The sequence below is a fragment of the Corallococcus terminator genome (genome assembly GCF_003611635.1).
Lineage (GTDB): Bacteria > Myxococcota > Myxococcia > Myxococcales > Myxococcaceae > Corallococcus > Corallococcus terminator.
On record NZ_RAVZ01000001.1, the window covers coordinates 20329 to 42455 of the forward strand.

Sequence of the window (22127 nt, forward strand, 5' to 3'; positions counted from 1 at the left end):
TTGAAGCCCTCACCCTTCTTCCGTACCTCGGGCCGCGTCCTCGCGGCGCTCGCCTTCAGCTTCGTCGCGGCCTGCAGTGACAACACGGATCCGGACAACGGCAACCCGGACGCGGGCACCGGCACCGACACGTCGCCGCTGTACGCGTTCGTGGCGCAGGTGAGCGCGGACTCCGCCTCCACCAGCTACGTCATCCTCACGGACAAGGTGGACCACACGGAGCCCCTGTCGCTCGCGAACGCCACGGAGATCACCGGCCGCGCGCTGGGCTCCGGCATCGAGAAGACGGGCGCCCTCTTCGTCTCCAGCAGCGGCTCCGCCGTCGTCACCCGCTACAACGTGACGGCCGACAACAAGCTGGAGAAGGCCGGCGAGGTGAGCTTCGCGGGCAAGGGCCTGACGACGATTGGCGAGTACCAGAACCAGTTCCAGTTCGCGTCGGACACGAAGGCCTACTACTTCGATGGCCGCACCGCGCAGGTCGTCGTCTGGAACCCGAAGGACATGTCGGTGACGAACAGCATCCCGCTGCCGGGCATGACCATCGAGGGGACGGTCCTGTCGTTCGCGTCCAACCCCATCCGCGTGGGCACCAAGGTGCTGATGCCGCTGGCGTGGCGTCCGTCCGCGGGCATCGGCATCACCAAGAAGGCCGGCATCGTCGTCCTGGACACGGCGACGGACACCGCCCAGATCGCCACCGACGACCGCTGCGGCTACGTGCGTGACGGCGTGGTGGGTTCGGACGGCCAGGTGTACCTGGCGACGGAGGCGTACGGCGCCGCGGTGAAGCGCACCGCGCAGGCGAACCCGGACGTGCCCGAGCCCTGCCTGCTGAAGTTCGATCCGCAGACGGCCACCTTCGATGCGGCCTTCTACAAGTCGCTGGGCTCGCTGACCAACGGCAGCGCCACGGGTTCGCTGCTCCAGGGCCCCACGGGCTCGGGCTACCTGCGCGTGCTGGACGAGACGACCTACACGGTGGTGGAAGGCACGCACCCGCGCGTCATCGCGAGCGCCGTGGCGTGGAAGTGGTGGAAGCTGGACCTGAAGGCGGACATGACCGCGGCCACGCTGGTGGACACGCTGCCGGCCAGCACGGGCAGCTCCTTCCTCTTCCACGCCGGTGACCGCACGCTGTTCACCGAGTTCACCAACAGCAGCAGCACGACGAACTTCCGCGAGCTGACCGACCAGAGCGGCAAGCTGGTCGCGACGCACGACGGTCTGTCGTTCTCGTTCCTGCAACTGCGCTAGTCACAGCCCCGTTGGGAAGCAGGGCCCCTTGCGTCACCGGGGGCCCTTCTTCATTTCCACACCCTTCCGGGCTCAGGCGTGAAACGCGTCCTGCCGCTCCGCGGGTGGCTGCGCCGGGAGCGTGAAGAAGAACGTGCTCCCCGCCCCCGGATGGCTCTCCACCCCCAACTGTCCGCCGTGGGCCTCGACGAGCCCCTTCACGATGGCGAGCCCCAGGCCCGCGCCTTCCTTGCGCTTCGCGTGGGCCTGCCAGAAGGGTTCGAAGAGGTGCGGGAGGTCGTCCGGCGGAATCCCGGGCCCCGTGTCACGCACCGAGAAGCGCACCTGACCGCCTTCGGCCTGGACGCGAAGGAAGATGCTCCCGCCTTCAGGGGTGAACTTGAGCGCGTTGCCCACGAGGTTGGAGAAGATCTGAAGGGCCCGCTCGCGGTCGGCGAGCACGGTGGGCAGCCCCTCCGGCACGACCGCCACCAACTGGAGTGATTTCGCCTCCGCGAGGGCCCGGTGCAGCTCCACGGCCTCGCGGACCAGCGGCGCCACGTCCAGCGCCTCGCGCTCCACCGACAGGCCCCCGCCCTCCAGGCGGGCCACGTCCAACAGGTCCTGGATGAGCCGGTTCGCCCGCTGGAGCGACTTCTCCAGCGAGTCCAGGGGCCGCTGGAGGGCGCGGCTTTCGGGCAGCCCCTTCCTGAGCACCCCGGCGCTCAGGGCGATGACGTTGAGGGGCGCGCGCAGGTCGTGGGCGACGATGCGCAGCACCTCGTCGCGGACGCGGGTCGCCTGTTGGGACTTCTCCAGCATGAAGCGCCACGCCTGCTCCATCTGCTTGCGCTCCGTGATGTCCTGGATCTGCGAGACGAAGTGCAGCGGCGCCCCGTGGGCATCGCGGACCATCGAGGCCCGCATCTGGGTGGTCACGACGTGCCCATCGCGGTGGAAGTAGCGCTTTTCCATCTGGTACGTGTCGATGTCGCCCTGGAGCAACCGGCGCACGTTCAGCAGATCCAGCTCCAGGTCCTCCGGGACGGTGATGTCCTGGAACGTCCTCGCCAGCAGCTCCGCCTGTGAATAGCCGACGATGTGGCGCAGCGACGCGTTCACGTTGAGGAACCGGCCGTCCAGGCCGACCAGCGCCATGCCGATGGGCGCATCCTCGAACGAGGTCCGGAAGCGCTCCTCGCTGTTGCGCAGCACCTCCTCCGCCCGCTTGCGCGCGGTGATGTCGCGAAGGATGACGGTGAGGATCCTTGTGCCCTCCACCTCCAGCTTGGAGATGCTGGCCTCCGCCGGGAACGTCTCCCCTCCCTTGCGCCGGCCGGAGATGGGCAGCCGCTCCCCCATGTGCCGGGAAGTCATGGCGCCCTGGGCGAAGTGCCGGACGTGCCGCGCGTGGAGCGCCTGGAGGCTCTCCGGCAGCAGCACCCCCAGCGGGCGCCCGACTATCTCATTCGCGGCGTAGCCGAAGATGCGTTCAGCGCTCGCGTTGAACAGGACGATGCGCTGCGCATCGTCGATGGAGATGATGGCGTCCGCCGCGTTGGAGACGATGCCGGCGAATCTCGCCTCCGACAGCCGCAGGGACTGCTCCGACAGTTGGCTCCTGGCATCCAACCGGGAGAGGGCCTTCGCATTCCAGAAGGTCACCGCGAGGAAGGCGGCCATCATCAGGCTCGCGAACAGCATGACCCCGGAGATGGGCCCGAAGAGCGTCAGCCGCTCCCCCAGCAACCGCGCCGCGACCACGACCAGCGGCGTGAGGAGGGCCGCCGGGAGGAGCCGGCGCGCCAACAGGCCGCCGAGATCCTTCTTCAGAAGCATGCCCATCAGCCCCTGCTCGGGGTGGACGGAGAGGATGGCGAGCGACAACAGCATCAGCAGCAGCGCCGAGTTGAGCCCCATGGGGGTGGAGGACGACTCGAAGTTGACGGACGCGAGCTCGGGGCCCACCTCCCGCAGCAGGAAGCCCAGGAGGACCCACGAGGCCATCACCAGGGTCACCAGGGCCAGCCACCGGGCGGGATACCAGCCCTGGCGCGTCCGCACGTGCAGGAGCAGGAGCGCCAGTCCCGTGAGACAGAGGCCCAGCGCGCTGCCCGGCCTGGACAGACCGGACGACACCGCGCTGCCTCCGTCCCCCAGCAGCAGCCGGTGGACGCCCGAAACGCCCCCGAGCGCGGACCAGCCCAGGGCTCCGACCCCCAGCAACACGGTGACCGTCGCCAGCCCCCGCCCCGCCTTCTGTCGCCAGCCCTGCTCCGTCTCCCGGTGAAGCCACCCCAGGGCGACGCCCGCCAACACGTAGCCCAGCGCCGTGCCGGGCGACATCACGACCGTGTCCGCGGAGAAGGCCAGGATGAGATGGGGAACGCCCAACCCCCAGCTCAGCAGCACGAAGAGGCCCGCTCCCACCAGGAGAGCGCGCGCGGCGGGCACCAGCCTGCCCATCACCCACTGGAGTCGCTGGAGCGAATCCCTCCGCGAGCGTCCTGGCGCACGGGCAGCCGACCACGGTTCACTCATGGCGGCGCGGCCCCCATGAGGGACCGGGAAGGCGGGCGCGACACCGGCCAGGAACGCGAGCGCTCGGTGTCCGCATGGCCATGCCAGCCCAGGGCCTCATCGCGTCCGGAGCGCGAGCGGCGCACGGGCAGTTCGCGGAAGCCCGCTCCCCCCACTGCTTCGGTGGGACCAGGCAGGCGGCTGACGCGGACGGGGATTCGCATGGCGGGGCCCAGAGGGGAACCTGGAGTCCCTTCGGGGGTCTGGCAAGGGCGGCGCCCGCAAGGACGCCGCCCCGGTACAACAGCCCCTCAGGGAGGGATCAGGTGCACATCAGCCACGAGCACTTGTTCGACTGGCACTCGCGCCCGCTGGAGCAGATGGAGCCCTTGGCCCGCTTCTCCACGCACTTGCCGGAGTTGGTGCCCCAGCCGCAGAACTGGGTGGCGCCGCAGTGCGAATCGGTGGTGCAGGAGCACGTGCCGTTCAGCCCGCTGCAACCGTCGATGGCGTTGCAGGAGCCGCTCTTGCACTCCTGGTTGAAGCGGCACGTCTCCGCGACGGCCTTGGTGGCGGGCGAGTAGGCCTTGCCGCAGATCTGCGGGTACGTCGCCTCACGGGTGGCCTTGGGGACGTAGGCCGCGACACCACCGGTGTCGATGTCGTTCGCCGCGTCGGCCATGCCGGAGCGGGCGCTGTTCGCGCGCTCCCACATCCGGATGTAGTTCTCCGACGAGCCTTCCAGACCGCTGGTGTTCACGCCGAGCTGCTTCAGGTCCTTCACCACGTCCGGCAGCAGGCCCACGTGGGCCAGACCGTAGATGTCGAAGTCGGTGCCCAGGCGGGCCGGGCCGGAGACGCGCTGCTGCTCACGCTGCGCATCCGCCTCCGCGCGGAAGCCCGCCGAGCACGCGCCGAAGTCACCGAAGCGCGGCCGCGTCTGCTGGATGAAGCCGTTGAGGTCCGCGCCGAAGCCCATGTTGACCTTGAGGCCCTGGCGGCCGAACTCGTACGCCTGCGCGAGCGAGCGCGTGGAGCCCTGGCAGGAGTTGGCCACGGTCGTGCGGGTGTAGGCGCGCGTCTCGTCATGCGCGGTGCGCAGGCCGAACATGCCGCCCGTCTGGCGCACGTAGCGCACCACCCAGGACGGGGTGGTCTTCTCGTTGGCGGCGAGCGCCGGGTTCATGATCTCGCGGAAGTGGCCGTGGGAGATCATCAGCGGGTAGTACGTGTTCGCCTGGGACACGGCATACGTGTCCTGAACGCTCTTCTCGGACATGTGGGCGATGTCGATGATCATCCCCTTGGCGATCATCTCCTGGACCAGCGCCTTGCCGTCCGCGGTGAGGCCCTTGGTGTTGCGGCAGTTCGCGTCCACGTCGAAGCCCAGCGTGAAGCCGGAGCCGGTGAGACCGCAGTCCGTGTCGATGTGGCAGTTCTCCAGGAACTGGGCGACCTGGAAGATGGCGTTGTGGGGCGCGGCGCCGCCAAAGCGGTTGTCCAACTGGTGCACGGGCTGCAGCGAGCGCACGCCCAGCGAATAGACGCGGTTCAACTCCGAGCGCCAGTCCTTGGTGCCGAACAGCTTGCTGGATTCGATGGAGAGCACCATCGCCAGCTTGCCGGAGGCGATGATCTGCCGGGCATGCGCGGGCGACAGGGCGATCTCCGCCCAGTCGGTGCGGGCATCGAAGTCGCGCGCCATCTGGAGCTGGATGTCCACGTCCATCATCTCGTCACAGGGCCGCTTGAGGTTCTGGTACGGCAGCGCCTTGCAGAGGAACTCGTTGCTGACGAGCGACACCATGACCAGGGACATGCCGCCCTGGCGGGCCTTGTTGAGCCACCCTTCCCACGCCTGCTGGTGCGCGATGGTGTCCCAGCGCGGCCACTGGGTGTTCACGTTCTTGCGGCCCAGGTGCAGGCCGGTGTCGCCCTCGGTGCCTTCCACCTGACCGATGACCTCCGAGGCCAGCGCGCCGCCGACGCCGAAGACGTCCGACAGGATGGGCACGCCGCCCAGGTTCACGCTGCCCGCGTTGGGACAGAGGTTGAGCATGTCCCGCAGGTCCATGCGGACCCGAGCATGGTCGCTCTCCGGTTCACCGCCGTCACAGCTCGCGAGCGTGCCGGTGTGGCCGCCATGGAACCAGCCACCGCTGAAGGCCTCCTCGGCGAACATGTGGTGGTGCATCTCCGCGAAGCCGCCCACCGCCAGCGGCTGGGCGACCTCCGCGGGCGCTTCGGGAAGCGTCGCGGGAGCCTCTTCGGAGACCGGGCCACAGCCCAGCGCGAGCGCCGAGGCCGCGAGGAACGGGGCGAACAGACTTCGGGAACTGAAACGGGAACGACGTTGCATGCGGTGTACCTTTCTTGGGGGGGAAGGCACACCGGGCGTATCAGCAGTCGTTCCAGCTAATCAAATCTCGCGGCGTATGCGCATTAATACATCACACGCTCATTCGTCGAAACACGGGCCGCTCTGACGCACCTCGACGATGGACCACTCCGCCGCGGGACACTCGCTGGCGATGGCGAGCGCTTCCTCCCGGGTGTGGACGTCGATGAGGAAGAAGCCCCCGACGATCTCCTTCGATTCGGTGAAGGGGCCGTCGCTGAAGGACCGCTTGCCCTCGCGCACCTGGATGCGGACGCCCTCCTCGTCGGAGCGGAGCGAGTCGCTGGCCAGCAGCAGGCCTCGCGTCTGGAGGTCCGCGCCATAGCGCTGCATGCGCGCCATCCGCTCGGCGGCGACACGGCGCTCCCCCTCCGTGCTCGGCCGGGCTCCTGACTGCTGGATCAACACCATGAACGACATCGCGTGCTCCCCTCCGGCCGGGAACGGACCGGACCACTGACGCTCGCCTGATACCTACTCGGGCAGGTAGAAGCCTGGGTTTTTTCTGACTTCCGTTTCCATCCAGGCCCAGAGCATTTTAATAGTGGTTCACAGGACGCCCGTTCAAAACCCAGCTCTATGAACTTTCTTCAAATCATTGCCTTGCGCGCTGCATCAAAACCCGACGCGCGGGCCTTCGTCTTCCTGGATGACGGAGAGAGCGAAGGCGGGAGCCTCACGTACGCGGAGCTGCAGCGGCGCACGTTGGAGGTCGGCGGCATGCTCCAGGAGGCCGGCGCGCGTGGCGAGCGCGTGCTCCTGCTGTTTCCGCCAGGTCTGGACTACCTCGTGGCGTTCCTGGGATGTCTCCAGGCGGGGGCGGTCGCCGTCCCCGCCTACCCGCCGGATCCCGCCCGGCTGGCGCGCACCCTGCCCCGACTCGAGGCGTTGACCGCGGATGCGCAGGTCCGCTTCGTCCTGGCCCCCTCCTTCATTCGCGACATGGCCCAGGGGTTGTTCGAACAGTCCGGGGCGCTCGCGCGGGCCTCGTGGCTCGCCATCGAGGACGCGGCCCACGGACACGCGGGCGCGTGGAAGGCCCCGGACACGACGCCGGACACGGTGGCGTTCCTCCAATACACGTCCGGCTCCACCGGCTCGCCGCGCGGCGTGGTGCTCACCCACGGCAACCTGCTGCACAACTCCCAGGCCATCCAGCGCTGCTTCCAGCACGACGCGGACAGCGTGGGCGTCATCTGGCTGCCGCCGTACCACGACATGGGCCTCATCGGCGGCATCCTCCAGCCGCTCTTCGTGGGCTTCCCCGTCGTGCTGATGTCGCCCATGGACTTCCTGGCGCGCCCGCTGCGCTGGTTGCAGGCGGTGTCCCGCTACCGCGCCACCACCAGCGGCGGACCCAACTTCGCCTACGAGCTGTGCGTCCGGAAGGCGACCCCGGAACAGGTGGCGGCGTTGGACCTGCGCTCCTGGCGCCTCGCGTTCAACGGCGCGGAGCCCATTCACCCCGCCACGCTGGAGCGCTTCCGCGACACCTTCGCGCCCGCGGGCTTCCGCCCCGAGGCGATGTATCCCTGCTACGGGCTGGCGGAGGGCACGCTCATCGCCTCCGGCAAGGCAGCGGCCCTGCCCCTGCTGCGCGCCTTCCGCAAGGACGCGCTGGCTGACAACGAGGCCGTGCCCGTCGCCGCCACGGAGCCGGGCGCGCTCCAACTGGTGGGCTGTGGCGTGCGCCTGCCGGATCAGGAGCTGCTCATCGTGGATCCCACGCGGCGGCTGCCCCTGCCCGAAGGCAAGGTCGGGGAGGTGTGGCTGCGCGGGCCCTCCGTCGCCCAGGGCTATTGGAACCGCCCCGAGGAGACAGCGGAGAGCTTCCAGGCACGGCGCGCGGATGCGCCCACCGAAGGCCCCTACCTGCGAACTGGCGACCTGGGCTTCCTGCGCGAAGGCGAGCTGTTCGTCAGCGGGCGCCTCAAGGACCTGATCATCGTCCGGGGCCGCAACCACCATCCCCACGATCTGGAGCGGACCGCCGTCGCCAGCCATCCCGCGCTGCGGCCCGGGTGCTCCGCGGCGTTCGGCGTGCAGACCCACGGCGCGGAGCGGCTGGTGCTGGTGCAGGAGGTGGACACGCGCAAGGCGTTCGACGCCACGGAGTGCGCGCGCGGCCTGCGCGAGGCCGTCGTGCGGGAGCACGGCGTCCAGTTGGACGAGGTGGTGTTCATCGAGCCCGGCAGCCTGCCCAAGACGTCCAGCGGCAAGGTGCAGCGCCGCGCCACCCGGGCGGCCTGGCTCGAGGGCCAGCTCCAGGTGGTGGCCCACGACACCTCCGGTGCGCACGACGGGGCGCCTTCCGCCGTCCCGGAGCTGCCGCCGCTCGACGCGTTGCGCGCCCTGACGTCGGACGTGCGCGACGCGCGGATCGCGGACTGGCTGCTGGCGCGCGCCTCGGCGGCGCTGCGCGTGGCCCCAGGCAGCGTGGACCGCGAGGCCCCGCTCGTGCAGTTGGGCCTGGACTCGCTGGCGTCGGTGGAGCTGCGGGCCGACATCGAATCGGCGCTCGGCCTGTCCATTCCGCTGCCCGAGCTGCTGGGGAGCATCACGCTCACGGAGCTGACGCGGCGCTGTCAGGGCGCGCTCGACTCCGGGCCGGGCCTGGCGCTGCGGCCCACCCCGGTGCCTCGCGACGGGGCGCTGCCGCTGTCGTTTCCGCAGGAGGAGCTGTGGCTCGCCTCGCGGTTGGACCCAAGCGGCGGCGGGTACAACATCTCCTCGGCCCTGAGCCTGCGGGGGACGCTGAAGACGGCGTGGCTGGAGGCGGCCCTGCTGGAGATTTGCCGTCGCCACGAGGCCCTGCGGACCTGCTTCCCCGAAGTGGACGGGCGTCCGGTGCAGCGCATCCTGGCCGCCGGGCCCCTGGAGATTCCCGTGGAGGACCTGCGCGCGCTCGCGCCGGAGGCCCGCGAGGCCCGCCTCCAGGAGGTGGCGCTTTCGGAGGCGAGGGCCCCGTTCGCGCTCCAGCACGGCCCCCTGCTGCGGGCCCGGCTGCTCTGGCTGGAGGATGCGCGGCACGTGCTGCTCTTCACCGTGCACCACATCGTCGCGGACGGCTGGTCCATGCGCCTGATCATCCAGGAGCTCACGGCCCTGTATTCCGCCTTCCAGGCGGGCGTGACGCCCACCCTGCCCGCGCTGCCCTACCAGTACGCGGACTTCGCGGTGTGGCAGCGCCAGCGGCTGACGGGCGCGCATCTGGAGTCGCTGCTCGACTGGTGGCGCGCGGAGGTGGCGGGACTTCCCACCGGCCTGAAGCTGCCCACGGACCGTGAGCCCGGAGGCCCGCCGGATGCCCGCGGCGGCACGCTGAGCACGCGGTTGTCGCCAGAGCTGGCGGCGCGCCTGCGGGAGGGCTGCGCCCGGCAGGGGGTGACGCCGTTCATGTGGATGCTCGCGGTCTTCCAGACGCTGCTGGCGCGCACCACCGGGCAGGAGGACGTCCCGGTGGGCGTCGCGGACCTGGGCCGCGCCGCCCCGGGCTCCGAGCGCGTCATCGGCAACTTCGTCAACATGCTGGTGCTGCGCACGCCGCTGGGCGGCGATCCCCCGTTCAGCGAAGTGCTGCGCCACGTAAAGGAGCGCTCGCTGGGCGCCGCCGCCCACGCCGAGCTTCCCTACGAGCAGTTGGGCCGCGGCCGGCCTCCGCTGTTCCGCGCCGCGTTCGGCACCCAGAACCAACCGCGCGAGCGCGTGTCGCTGCCCGGCCTGGAGGTGGAGCCGCTGCTGTTCGACTCCGGCGTGTCCCGGCTGGACCTCACGCTGTGGGCGTCGGAGACACCCGAAGGGCTGCGCTGTCACTGGACCTACGCCACCCGCCTGTTCGACGCGTCCAGCGTGGAGCGGCTGCACCGCCGCTTCGTGCGCCTGCTGGAGGATTCGCTGGCGCGCCCGGACACGCGGCTCGCGGCGCTCGCCCTGGACTCCGACGACGATGCGACACCCCAGCTCCAGGGCGCCCTGGGCCGGCTGGGCACCCGGCGGCGCCGCGGCGCTGGCCCGGACGGCGGCACCCCTCCACCCGGCACGTCAGGAAACCCCACCTCATGAAGGATGCCCTGTCAGGACTGGGGGCGCGCTCACGCCGCCCCGTGAAGCTGTCGCGTACGGACCTGGTGACGACGCGCCTTCCCGAAGGCGAGGACTGTCCGCTCATCATCGAGCCCCGCGTGGAGGGGCTGGAGCTGGTGCAGTGGGCGGGTGACCACCGCGCGTATCTGGAGGAGGAGCTGGCCCGGGTGGGCGGCCTGATGCTGCGCGGCTTCCGCATGGGCGGCGTGGACGGCTTCGCGGACTTCGTGCGGGCGACGTCCGGCGCGCCCCTGCCCTACACGGAGCGCTCCTCTCCGCGCGAGGTCGTCAAGGATCAGATCTACACGTCCACGTCGCACCCGTCGGACCAGGAGATCTTTCCGCACACGGAGCAGTCCTACAACCTGACGTTCCCGCAGAAGATCTACTTCCACTGCGTGACGGCGCCCACCGAAGCCGGCGCCACGCCCATCACCAGCACCCGCCGCATCCTGCGCGAGCTGCCGCGCGACGTGGTGGAGCGCTTCGTGGCGCGCGGCTACCGCTACGTGCGCAACTTCGGTGACGGCCTGGGCCTGTCGTGGCAGGAGGCCTTCCAGACGACGGAGCGCGCGGAGGTGGAGCAGTACTGCCGCGACAGCCAGATCGACTTCCAGTGGCCAGGCCAGGGCCGGCTGCGCACCAGCCAGCGGCGTCCGTGCGTGGCCCGCCATCCGACCACCGGGGAGCTGGCGTGGTTCAACCACGCCACGTTCTTCCACGTGAGCACCCTGCCCGCGCCCCTCGTCGCCCACCTGCGCTCGCTCTACGCCGAGGAGGAGATGCCCAACAACACCTTCTACGGCGACGGGTCCCCCATCGAGCCGGAGGTGCTGGAGCTTCTGCGCGCCGCCTACCTGCGCGCCCGCGTGGCGGTGCCGTGGCAGGTGGGGGACGTGCTGCTCTTGGACAACATGCTCATGGGACACGGTCGCCAGCCCTTCAAGGGTGAGCGCAAGGTCGTGGTCGCCATGGCGGACCCCCGGCGCTGGGCGGACGTCGTCTTCGACGGGCCGCTGCCTGCCTGACGCCCCCGCGCACACGAGAGAACACATGACGCGCAAATCCGACATCGCAGGCCCCGGCATCCCTTCGCGCCGCCGCGCGCCCATGAAGCTGTCCACCACGTCGCTGGTGAAGGTGGGCAGCCTTCCTGGCGCCGAGGGCTTCCCGCTCGTCGTGGAGCCCACGCTGGAGGACCTGGACCCGGCGGACTGGGCCGCGAACCACCGCGAGTGGATCGACGCGAAGCTGCAGGAGTCCGGCGCCCTGCTGTTCCGCGGCTTCCGCGTGCCGGATGCCTTCGCCTTCCGCGCCTTCGTGGGAGCGCTCAGCAGCGAGCTGCTGGACTACGTGGAGCGCGCGGCGCCTCGCACGCAGGTGGCGCCCAACGTCTACACCTCCACCGAGTTCGCCGCGGATCAATCCATCCCGCTGCACCACGAGATGTCCTACTCCCACAACTGGCCCTCCCGGTTGTGGTTCTTCTGCGACGTGCCCTCGCCGGTGGGAGGCGCCACGCCGCTCGCGCCGGAGCGACTGGTCACGTCGCGCATCCCGGAGGACATCCGGCGGCGCTTCCTGGAAAAGAAGGTCATGTACGTCCGCAACTACGGCGAGGGCGTGGACCTGTCGTGGCAGGAGGCGTTCCAGACGCAGGATCGCGCGGAGGTGGAGCGCTACTGCCAGAGCTGCGGCATGACCTGCGAGTGGCGCGACGGCGATCGGCTGCGCACGCGCGCGGTGCGCCAGGTGATGGCCACCCACCCGCGCACCGGCGAAGCGCTGTGGTTCAACCACGCGCCCATCTTCCATGAGACGAACCTGTCCCCTTCCGTGCGCGAAGCGCTGCGGGCCCAGTTCCGTCCGGACGAGATGCCGCGCAACGCCTTCTATGGCGACGGCAGCCCGCTGGAGCCGGAGCTCCTGGAGCGCATCCGCGGCGTCTACGCCGACGCCACCGTGCGCTTCCCCTGGCAGAAGGGCGACGTCCTCATGGTGGACAACTTCCTCGCGGTCCACGGACGCGACCCCTTCGAGGGCGAGCGCTCCATCCTGGTCGCCATGGCCGAGCTGTACGTGAGCCCGGGCCCGGCCTGAGCAGCATGCCGCCCCAACCTCCCCTCCCTTTCATCCTTCCGCACGCAGGAGCAACACGACGATGAGCATCGACGAGATCGAGGGCTATCCCCTCTCCGCCGAGCAGCGGCGCCTCTGGGCCACTGGCGGCCCGTCCGGCACGCAGCGGGTGCGCGCGGAGCTGCGCCTCACGGGCCCCCTGCGCGTGGAGGCGCTCGAGCGGGCCCTGGCCGACACGGGCCAGCGCTATGAGGTCCTCCGCACGCGCCTGTCGCGGCTGGCCGGCATGAGCACGCCGCTGCAGGCCGTGGCGGAGCTGTCCGTCGGACTCCACCGGGGTGTTGCTCCGCCGGAGCCCGTCGCCCAGGCCCCGGAGGAAGGCCCGCTGCGCTGCACGGTGCACTCGGAGGACGCCCAGCATCACCGGCTCTGGCTGGAGCTGCCGGCGCTGTGCATGGATCCGTTCGCGCTGCGCGACCTGACGACCGCGCTGGGCCGCGCCTACGCGGGCGAGCCGGGCCCGGACGAACCGCTCCAGTACATCGACTACGCGGACTGGCAGCGCGAGTTCCTCGCGGGCGAGGACAAGGCCGAGTCCGCCGCGTACTGGCGCCAGCTCGCGGAGTCCCTCCCCGCGCCCACGACCCTGCCCTACGAGCGCAAGGAAGGCGCCCGGGCGCCAACGTCCTTCCAGGTGTTGGAGGCGGAGGTGGCGGGCACCGGGCCGCTGCGCGCGCTGGCGGGCCGCTTCAGCGTGGAGCTGGACACGCTCACGCACGCCGCGTTCCAGGGACTCCTGTGGCGACTGACGGGGCGCGGGCCGGTGGTGTCCACGCTCCGGGTCGATGGTCGTGCGTACGAACAGCTTGAGGGCGCGCTGGGCACCTTCGCCCGTTCGCTGCCGGTGGTGACGACGATCCCCTCCGACTACCGGCTGGCGGATCTGCTGGAGCGGCTGCGCCAGACGCACGTAGCCCACCGCAAGCACGCCATCGCCTTCGACGCGGACGCCTACCCCTCGCTGGTGCCGTCCGCCGCGCAGGCCCCGTGCGCGTTCCGCTTCGTCTCCTGGCCCGACGAGGAGCACGCGGGCACGCGCTTCCACCTGGAGCAACTGGAGGCTCACGAGGACGTGGCGGGCCTGATGCTCGCCGTCACCGACGACGGCCGTCGCCTCGCGCTGCGCCTGGAGTACGACGCGGGCCGCTTCGAGGAAGCGGACATGCGGCGGCTGCTCCAGACCTACCGCGTCTTGTTGGACGAGCTGGTCGCGCACCCCGAAGCCCGCCTGGGAACGCTGCGCCTGCTGGACGCGGAAGAAGAGCGCCGCGTGGTGCACGCCTGGAACGCCACCGCGCTGAGCGTGGAGGGCGGCTGCGTCCACGAGCACTTCGCTGCCGTGGCGGCCTCCCAGCCGGACGCCATCGCCCTGGTCTGCGAGGGCGTGCGGTTGACGTTCCGCGAGGCCAACCAGCGCGCCAACCAGTTGGCCGCGCACCTGCGCGCCATCGGTGTCGCGACGGGGGACGCCGTGGGCCTGTGCATGCCCCGATCGGTGGACGCCATCGTCGCCCTGCTGGGCATCCTCAAGGCGGGCGCGGCCTACGTACCGCTCGATGCGGAGCTGCCGGCGAAGCGGCTCGTCTTCATCCTGGAGAACACGCGCGCGTCCGTCGCCGTCACCACGGCGGAGCTGGAGGGGCGCCTGGAGGGCTTCACCGGCACGCGGGTGCGCCTGGACGCGGACGCCGCGAACCTCGCCTCGCGAAGCGACGCGGATCCTTCGCTGCCCCTGGATCCGGAGCACGTGGCCTACGTGCTCTACACGTCCGGCTCCAGCGGCCAGCCCAAGGGCGTGATGGTGCGCCACCGGGGGCTGACCAACCTGGGCGCGGCGCTCGAACAGGCCGTCTATCGCGGACGCGGCCCCCGGCTCGCGGTAGGCCTCAATGCGTCCCTCGCCTTCGACGCCTCCGTGAAGCAGCTCATCCAGGTGTGCCAGGGCCACACGCTCCACGTGCTCACCGACCGCATCCGGCTGGACGGCAAGGCGCTGGCGGCCTCGCTGCGCGAACACCCGCTGGACGTGTTGGATCTCACGCCCACGCAGTTGCGGCTGTTGCTGGAGAACGAGGACGGCGCGAGCCTGGCCCAACTGCCGGTGCTGCTGCTGGGGGGCGAGGCCATCACCCCGGACCTCTGGAAGCGCCTGGCCCTGGAGGGGCGCGGTGCCTTCAACCTCTACGGTCCCACCGAGTGCACGGTGGACACCACGGCGGTGGCCGTCACGGCCCAGGCGCCCGAGCCCACCATCGGCGGACCACTGGCCAACGTGCGCGTGTACCTGCTGGACGCGGACGGGCGGCCCGTACCCGTGGGCGTCCCCGGCGAGCTGTTCATCGGCGGGGATGGCGTGGCGCGGGGCTACCACGGCCGGCCGGACCTGACCGCGGAGCGCTTCGTGCCCGACCCGTTCAGCGGCGTCCCCGGCGCACGGATGTACCGCAGCGGCGACGTGATGCGCTTCAACGCGCAGGGGCAGCTTGTCTTCATGGGCCGCGCCGACTTCCAGGTGAAGGTGCGCGGCTTCCGCATCGAGCTGGAGGAGATTGAACAGGCCCTGGGAAGCCACGCGTCGGTGAAGCACGCCGCCGTCGTCGCCCGGACCGATGCGCAGGGTGAGCAGCAGCTTGTCGCCTATGTGGTCCCCAAGCGCCGCCATGGCACCCGGCTGGACTCGCGCGCCCGGTACCCGCTGCCCAACGGCATGGCGGTCCTCCACCAGAACAAGAACGAGACGGACTACCTCTACCGCGAGCTGTTCCACGAGCGGCTGTACATCCGCCACGGCGTCCAGCTCCCGGCACGGGGCGTCATCCTGGATGTCGGGGCGAACATCGGCATGTTCTCGCTGTTCGCCAGCCTGAACGCGCCGGAGTGCCAGGTGTATGCCTTCGAACCGCTCGCGCCCCTGTACGAGACGGCCGCCGCGAACTGCGAGCTGTACGGCCCCCGGGTGAAGGTGTTCCCGGTGGGGCTGTCCAACCACGAGCACTCCGCGACGTTCACGTACTACAGCCGCTACACGATGATGTCCGGCCAGAGCGAGTACGCGAACGCCGTGGACGAGGTGAGCGTCATCAAGACGTTCCTGCGCAACCAGCGCACCGCGGGGGACTCGGCCGCGGACACGCTGCTGACCAACGCGGACGAGCTGCTGGAGGGCCGCTTCGCCGAGGAGCGCCACACGGCGCGGCTGCGCCGCCTGTCCGACGTGATGCGCGAGGAAGGCATCCGCCACGTCGACCTGTTGAAGGTGGACGTGCAGCGCGCGGAGCTGGACGTGCTGGAGGGCATCGACGCGGAGCATTGGCCGGGCATCCAGCAGGTGGTGATGGAGGTGCACGACGCCCGGGGCCACGCGAGCGAGGGCCGGGCCCAGCGCATCACCGGGCTGCTGGAGTCGAAGGGCTTCCGCGTGCGGGTGGATCAGGATCCGCTCCTGGAAGGCACGGACCGTCACAACCTCTATGCCTGGCGCGAGGGCGGACCGGTGGTGGCGGCCCCGGCCTCCGCCGCACTGGACGCGAGGACGGTGGCGACCCCGCTCACCGACGATGCGGTGCGCACGCACCTGCGGCAGGTGCTGCCGGAGTTCATGCTGCCGCGCCATGTCGTTTTCCTGGACGCGCTGCCGCTCACCCTCACCGGCAAGGTGGACCGCAAGGCCCTGCCCGCGCCGGAGGCGGTGGCATCCAGCGCGCGCGCCGCCTACGTGGAGCCGCGCAACGAGCTGGAGCGCCGCATCGCGGCCGTGTTCGCGGACGTGCTGAAGCTGGAGAAGGTGGGCATCCACGACGCCTTCTTCGACCTGGGCGGGCACTCGCTGCTGCTCGTGCAGGCGCACAACCGGCTGGGCAAGGTGCTGGAGACGCCCCTGTCCATGTTGGATCTCTTCCGCCATCCCACGGTGGCCTCGCTCGTCGCGTTCCTGGAGGCGGGCAAGGCGCCCGCGCGCGAGACGACCGAGGACGTGGACGAAGCCGCCCGTCGCCGGGTGGAAGCCATGAAGCGTCAGAAGGACCGCAGCAAGGGCAGGGGTGACACATGAGCGGCACCGGTGGACAGGAAGGGCTGGAGGGCATCGCCGTCGTCGGCATGGCGGGCCGTTTTCCCGGCGCCGCGGACGTGGACGCGTTCTGGAAGAACCTCCGCGAGGGCGTGGAGTCCATCCGCTTCTATTCCGAGGCGGAGCTGCTGGACGCGGGCGTGTCCCCGGAACTCCTGGCGGATCCCGCCTACGTGCGGGCCAACGCGGCCCTGGAGGGCGTGGAGCTGTTCGACGCCGGGTTCTTCGGGATGAACCCCGGCGTGGCGCAGATCACCGACCCGCAGCAGCGCGTGTTCCTGGAGGTGGCGTGGCACGCCCTGGAGCACGCGGGCTACGACGCGGAGCGGTTCTCCGGTGACATCGGCGTCTTCGGCGGGCTCAGCATCAACACGTACCTGCTGGAGAACCTGGCCGGCAACCGGCAGCTCATCGAATCCCACGGCCTGCTCCAGGCGGCCATCGCCAACCGTGGCGACCATCTGGCCACGCTGACGGCCTACAAGCTCAACCTGCGCGGCCCCGCCTTCACCGTGCAGAGCACCTGTTCCACCGCCCTGTCCGCGGTGCACCTGGCGTGTCAGGCGCTGCTCTCGTACCAGACGGACATGGCCCTGGCTGGCGGCGTCGCGGTGCGCGTGCCGCAGACCATGGGCTACCTGTTCCAGGAAGGGGGCGTGGCCTCTCCGGACGGACACTGCCGCCCCTTCGATGCCCAGGCGAAGGGTACCGTCTTCGGCAGCGGCGCCGGCGCCGTCGTCCTCAAGCGCCTGGAGGACGCCATCGCCGCGGGCGACACCATCCACGCCGTCATCCGGGGCTCGGCGGCCAACAACGATGGCGCGGCGAAGATCGGCTACACGGCGCCCTCCCCCGAAGGCCAGCGCCGCGCCATCAGCATGGCCCTGGCGGTGGCGGGCGTGTCCCCGGAGACCGTGGGGTACGTGGAATGTCACGGCACCGGCACCGTGCTGGGAGACCCGATAGAGGTGGAGGCCCTCACCCAGGCCTTCGGTGCGAAGACGCAGCGGCGACAGTTCTGCGCGCTCGGGTCGGTGAAGAGCAACATCGGCCACCTGGACACGGCGGCGGGCATCGCGGGGCTCATCAAGACGGTGCTCTGCCTGAAGCACCAGCAGCTTCCGGCCACCCTGCACTTCGAGTCGCCCAACCCGGCCATCGACCTGCAGAAGAGTCCCTTCTACGTCAACGCGCGCCTGAGCGACTGGGCCCGGCCGGCCACGCATCCCCGGCGCGCGGGCGTGAGCTCGTTCGGCATCGGTGGCACCAACGTGCACCTGGTGCTGGAGGAAGCGCCGCCCGTGCAGGCCGCGCGTGCGTCCGACGGCTGGCACACGCTGGTGCTGTCGGCGCGCACCGCGAGCGCGCTGGAGGCCCAGACGGAGGAGCTGCGGCGGCACCTGCAAGCGCACCCGGAGCTGGACCTGGCGGACGTGGCCTTCACGCTCCAGCAGGGGCGCAGGTCCTTCGAGGTGCGGCGCGCCCTCACCTGCCGCTCGCTGGCAGACGCGGTGGAGACCCTGGAACGCCTGCCCCCGGAGCGCACGTGGACGGGCAAGGTGGAGGGCCATGCCCGCTCCGTCGCGTTCCTCTTTCCCGGCGTGGGCAGTCAGCATCCGGGCATGGCGCGCGAGCTGGCTGAAGCGCTGCCTGTCTTCCGTGAGCATCTGGACGCGTGCCTGAAAGCGCTGGACGCGGCGCTGGGCATGGACCTGCGTCCCCTGCTCTTTCCCCGTCCCGGCGCCGAAGCCTCGGCCGCGGAGGCCCTGTCCCATACGCACGTGGCCGAACCCGCGCTCTTCGCGGTGGAGTACGCGCTGGCGGCGACGTGGAAGGCCTGGGGTGTCCAGCCGCGCGCGGTGCTGGGCGAGGGCATTGGCGAGTACACCGCCGCGTGTGTCGCGGGCGTGGTGTCCTTCGCGGACGCCGTCACCCTGGTGGCGCTGCGCAGCCGGTTGGTGAAGCGCCTGCCCGAGGGCGCCATGACGCTGGTCATGCTCCCCGAGCGCGAGCTTGAAGCGCTGCTGCCCCAGCACGGCCTGTCCCTGGCCTGGGTGGGCCGGCCCTCGGTGGGCACGGTGTCCGGCCCGAAGGCCGGCATCGAAGCGCTGGAGGCGGGGCTGCGGCAGCGGGGCGTCGCCTTCCGGCGTCTGTTGGGAGACCGGGCGCTCCAGTCACCTGACGTGGATGGCATCAGCGCGGAGCTGGGCACCGCCGTGCGCCGCGTCTCCTTCCAGCCCCCCACCGTCCCCTTCTTCTCCGGCGTCCACGCCGGCTGGGTCACGGGGACGGAGGTGGCGGAGGCGTCGTGGTGGGCATCGCAGTTGCGGCGCACGCTGCGGCTGTCGCCGGGGATTGAAGCGCTGTTCCAGGAGCCGGACCGGTTGCTGCTGGAGGTGGGCCCGGGGCGGACCTGGCTCAACATCGCCCGGCTGCACCCCGCGAAGTCCCCCCGGCAGACGGTGCTGGGCTCGCTCGCGCAGGACGTGAAGGAGGCCTCGGAGCCCAAGGCGATGCTGGCCGCGCTCGCGCGCCTGTGGGTTTCCGGCGCGCCCCTGGATTGGGAAGGCGTGCATGCGGGGGCGTCGCGACGTCGCGTCCCGCTGCCGCAGTACCCCTTCGAGCGGCAGCGGCTGTGGCTGGACCCGACGCCGCGCACCCCCGCGCGCACCGTGACGGAGGAGCCGCTGCCCCCGCGCCGGGTGGATCCCGCCGACTGGTTCTTCGTCCCCTCGTGGAAGCGGACCGCGCCGCCAGTGCCTGCTTCGCGCGAGCCGGAGCGCGTGCTGCTCTTCGTGGACGCCTTCGGCCTGGGGGAGCTACTGGCCTCCCGCCTGGAGCAGCGCGGCCACACGGTGCTGCGCGTGGAGCGGGGCACCTCTGGGGCCTCCGCGCCTTCCGCGGGCCGCTACACGCTGGATCCCCGCTCGCCCGGTGACTACCGGCGACTGTTGCAGGAGCTCAAGGATCAGGGCCGTTCGCCCGCGCGCATCGTGCACCTGTGGAGCGTGGATCCGCAGCGCACCTCGGGCTCGCGCCTGGACGTGCTGCCCCGCGTGGAGGAGGCGGGCTTCCGCAGCTTGATGTACCTGGCCCAGGCGGTGGGCGCCGTGTACGCCACCACGCCCGTGGAGTTGCAGGTGCTCGCAAGCCAGCTCTTCTCCGTGTCGGGTGAGGAGACGATCTGTCCGGAGAAGGCGACCCTGCTGGGGCCCTGTCTCGTCATCGGGCAGGAGTACCCGAACGTGCGGTGCCGGCTCATCGACGTGCCCCTGCCCACCCCCGGCAGCACCGGGGAGGCGGGGCTCGTCGGGCACCTGCTCGCGGATTTGGAGTCGCGCGCGGTGGACGCTGTCACCGCGTGGCGTGGACGGCACCGCTGGGTGCGCACGCACGAGTCCGTGCGCCTGGAGGCACCGCAAGGCCGCGTGCCCCGGCTGCGTCCGGGGGGCGTGTATCTGGTGACGGGCGGCCTGGGCGGCATCGGCCTGGTGCTCGCGCAGGACGTGGCGAGGATGGCGGGGGGCGGCCGGCTGGTGTTGCTGGGACGTCAGCCGCTGCCGGACCGCGCGACCTGGAGCGCCCTGCTGGAGTCGCAACCCCAGTCACCCCACGCGAGCATCATCCGCGCCATCCGCGACCTGGAGCGCGGCGGCTCCGAGGTGATGACCGTCGCCGCGGACGTGACGGACCGGGCGCGCATGGCCGAGGTCCTGGCCGACGTGCGCGCGCGCTTCGGCGCCGTGCACGGCCTCATCCACGCGGCGGGCGTGCCGGCGGGCGGCGCGCTCCAGCTCAAGACGGATGAGATCGCGCAGCGCGTGTTCGCCCCCAAGGTGCGGGGCACGCTCGTGCTGGACTCGCTCCTGGAGGGCCAACCGCTCGACTTCGTCATCCACTGCGCGTCCCGCACCTCCGTGCTGGGCGGCTTCGGACAGGCGGACTACGTCGCGGCCAACGCCTTCCTGGACGCCTGGGCGCACCACAAGTCCCTCACGTCCTCCACCTTCACCGTCGCCGTGGACTGGTGTTCGTGGCGCGACGTCGGGATGCTCGCCAACGCCGCCGGAGCGAAGGCCGCGTTGCCGGTCCGGACCCCTGCGGCGGCCATCAGCGGCGCACCCGTGGAGCTGGGACACCCCCTGCTTTCGCGGCGGATGCCCTCCGCCCCCGGCACGGAGGTGTACGAGACGGTGCTCCGCGTGGACACGCACTGGGTGCTCGACGACCACCGCATCCTGGGCAACCCGGTCATCGCGGGCACGACCTACCTGGAGATGGTGCGCGCCGCGTTCGCGCAGCGCTCGGAACGCCAGGACCTGGAGATCTCCGACGTCTACTTCCTCACCCCGCTGTCGGTGCGCGTGGGCGACCAGCGCGTGGCGCGACTGGAGCTGACCGACGAGGGCGCGGAGGGCTTCAGCTTCCACGTCAGCAGCCGGAGCGCGGAGGGCGCGGACCTCATCCGTCACGTCATGGGACGGGCGCGGGTGATGGCCTCCACCCCGGCGCCCCAGCACGACCTGGCGGCGCTCACGGCGGGCTGCCCCACGGTGAAGGTCTTCACCGACGACGACTCGCACGACGAGGACCACGGTCCCCGGTGGCAGTGCGTGCGGCAGGTGCGCTGGGGCGAACAGCAGGTGCTGGCCACCCTGGAGCTTCCGGCCGAGTTCGCCTCCGACCTGGACGTGATGAAGCTGCACCCGTCGCTGCTGGACAAGTCCATTGGCACCGGGCGCGACTTCATCCTGGGCGCGGTGCCGTACATGCCGTACTCGTACCAGCGCCTCGTCTTCCGGCACCCCTTCACGCGCCGCATCCACGTGCACACGCGCTCGCACGGTGAAGGCTCCAACCGCAGCGAGACCCCGGCCTTCGACCTGCGGATCATGGACGACACGGGCCGGGAGCTGGTGGAGATCACCCGCTTCGCGCTCAAGCGCGTCAACGACGTGGGCGCCATGTACAAGAACCTGGCGAGCCGCGAAGCCGCGCCCGCCGCCGCGGTCGTGAGGGCACCGGCCACCGCGCCCGCGTCCGCCCCCGCGGAGAACGTCTTCCAGCAGATCCTCCGCCAGGAGGCCATCTCCCCGGAGGAGGGCGTGGACCTGCTGCGGCGCGTGCTCGCGAGCGCGGACCTGCCGCAGGTGGTGGTGTCCACGCGCGACCTGAACGCCCTCCTGGCGCGTGGCCTCATCCACACGTCGCCCTCCAAGGCCGCCGAGGAGGAGGTGGAGGCGGAGGCCAGCACCGACGCGTCCTCCCAGGCCATCCGGCGGCCCCGGCCCGAGCTGCCCATCCCCTTCCAGGCCCCCGAAACGAAGTTGCAGGAGCAACTGGGTGACATCCTGAAGGAGGTCCTCGCGGTGGACCGGGTGGGCCTGCGCGACAACTTCTTCGACCTGGGCGGGGACTCCGTGATGGCCATCCAGATCGTCTCCCGCATCAAGAAGCGCCTGGGGCGGGAGATCGCGGTGGTGCAGCTCTTCGAGGCCCCCACGCTGGGCGCCCTGGCCACGCTGCTGGGTGGCGCGGCGGGAGGCCTGGAGGACGCGACCTCCGCGCAGGCGGCGGACGCCACACCTGCCGGCGAGGACAGCGCGAGCCGGGGTGCTCGCCGTCGCGCCAGGGCCATTGCCCGGCGCGGTCCCGAGGGCGAGTAGCCCAAGGCCCCCGCCG

9 protein-coding genes are annotated in these 22127 nt (G+C 71.0%); 6 read left to right on the forward strand and 3 right to left on the reverse strand.

The features are described 5' to 3' along the window. Entirely contained in the window at nucleotides 1-1257 is a 1257-nt protein-coding gene (locus tag D7V88_RS00075) for a DUF4374 domain-containing protein (protein WP_120538520.1), read from the forward strand. 72 nt (nucleotides 1258-1329) lie between these two features. Here the strand turns inward: D7V88_RS00075 and D7V88_RS00080 are convergent, their stop codons facing one another. The 3 genes from D7V88_RS00080 to D7V88_RS00090 form a co-directional block, all read right to left on the reverse strand. Continuing rightward, nucleotides 1330-3777 carry a sensor histidine kinase gene (locus D7V88_RS00080; protein ID WP_120538521.1) on the reverse strand — a complete coding sequence of 816 codons (2448 nt, stop codon included), beginning with the start codon at nucleotides 3775-3777 and terminating at the stop codon, nucleotides 1330-1332. A 301-nt stretch (nucleotides 3778-4078) separates the two neighbouring features. Next, nucleotides 4079-6115: a membrane dipeptidase gene (locus D7V88_RS00085; protein ID WP_120538522.1), complete on the reverse strand. Its 2037-nt coding sequence runs from the start codon at nucleotides 6113-6115 to the stop codon at nucleotides 4079-4081. 99 nt (nucleotides 6116-6214) lie between these two features. Continuing rightward, entirely contained in the window at nucleotides 6215-6574 is a 360-nt protein-coding gene (locus D7V88_RS00090; protein ID WP_120538523.1) for a YciI family protein, read from the reverse strand. 159 nt (nucleotides 6575-6733) lie between these two features. On the opposite strand from D7V88_RS00090, the gene D7V88_RS00095 reads away from it, so the two are divergent. The 5 genes from D7V88_RS00095 (at nucleotide 6734) to D7V88_RS00115 (ending at nucleotide 22111) form a co-directional block, all read left to right on the forward strand. Further along, nucleotides 6734-10216 carry a condensation domain-containing protein gene (locus D7V88_RS00095; RefSeq protein WP_120538524.1) on the forward strand — a complete coding sequence of 1161 codons (3483 nt, stop codon included), beginning with the start codon at nucleotides 6734-6736 and terminating at the stop codon, nucleotides 10214-10216. Beyond that, the gene (locus D7V88_RS00100) at nucleotides 10213-11265 is read left to right on the forward strand and encodes a TauD/TfdA family dioxygenase (protein ID WP_120538525.1); all 1053 of its coding nucleotides are present in this window, start codon (nucleotides 10213-10215) and stop codon (nucleotides 11263-11265) included. Before D7V88_RS00095 ends, D7V88_RS00100 begins: the two co-directional genes overlap by 4 nt. Before the next feature lie 25 nt (nucleotides 11266-11290). Beyond that, a complete protein-coding gene (locus tag D7V88_RS00105) occupies nucleotides 11291-12337 on the forward strand; it encodes a TauD/TfdA family dioxygenase (RefSeq protein ID WP_120538526.1) in 1047 nt (348 codons plus the stop codon). A gap of 61 nt (nucleotides 12338-12398) precedes the next feature. Beyond that, a complete protein-coding gene (locus D7V88_RS00110; protein ID WP_120538527.1) occupies nucleotides 12399-16427 on the forward strand; it encodes a non-ribosomal peptide synthetase in 4029 nt (1342 codons plus the stop codon). After that, on the forward strand, nucleotides 16424-22111 hold the full coding sequence (locus tag D7V88_RS00115; RefSeq protein WP_120538528.1) for a type I polyketide synthase: 5688 nt from the start codon (nucleotides 16424-16426) through the stop codon (nucleotides 22109-22111). The genes D7V88_RS00110 and D7V88_RS00115 overlap by 4 nt, the downstream gene beginning before the upstream one ends. The last annotated feature ends 16 nt before the right edge of the window (nucleotides 22112-22127 follow it).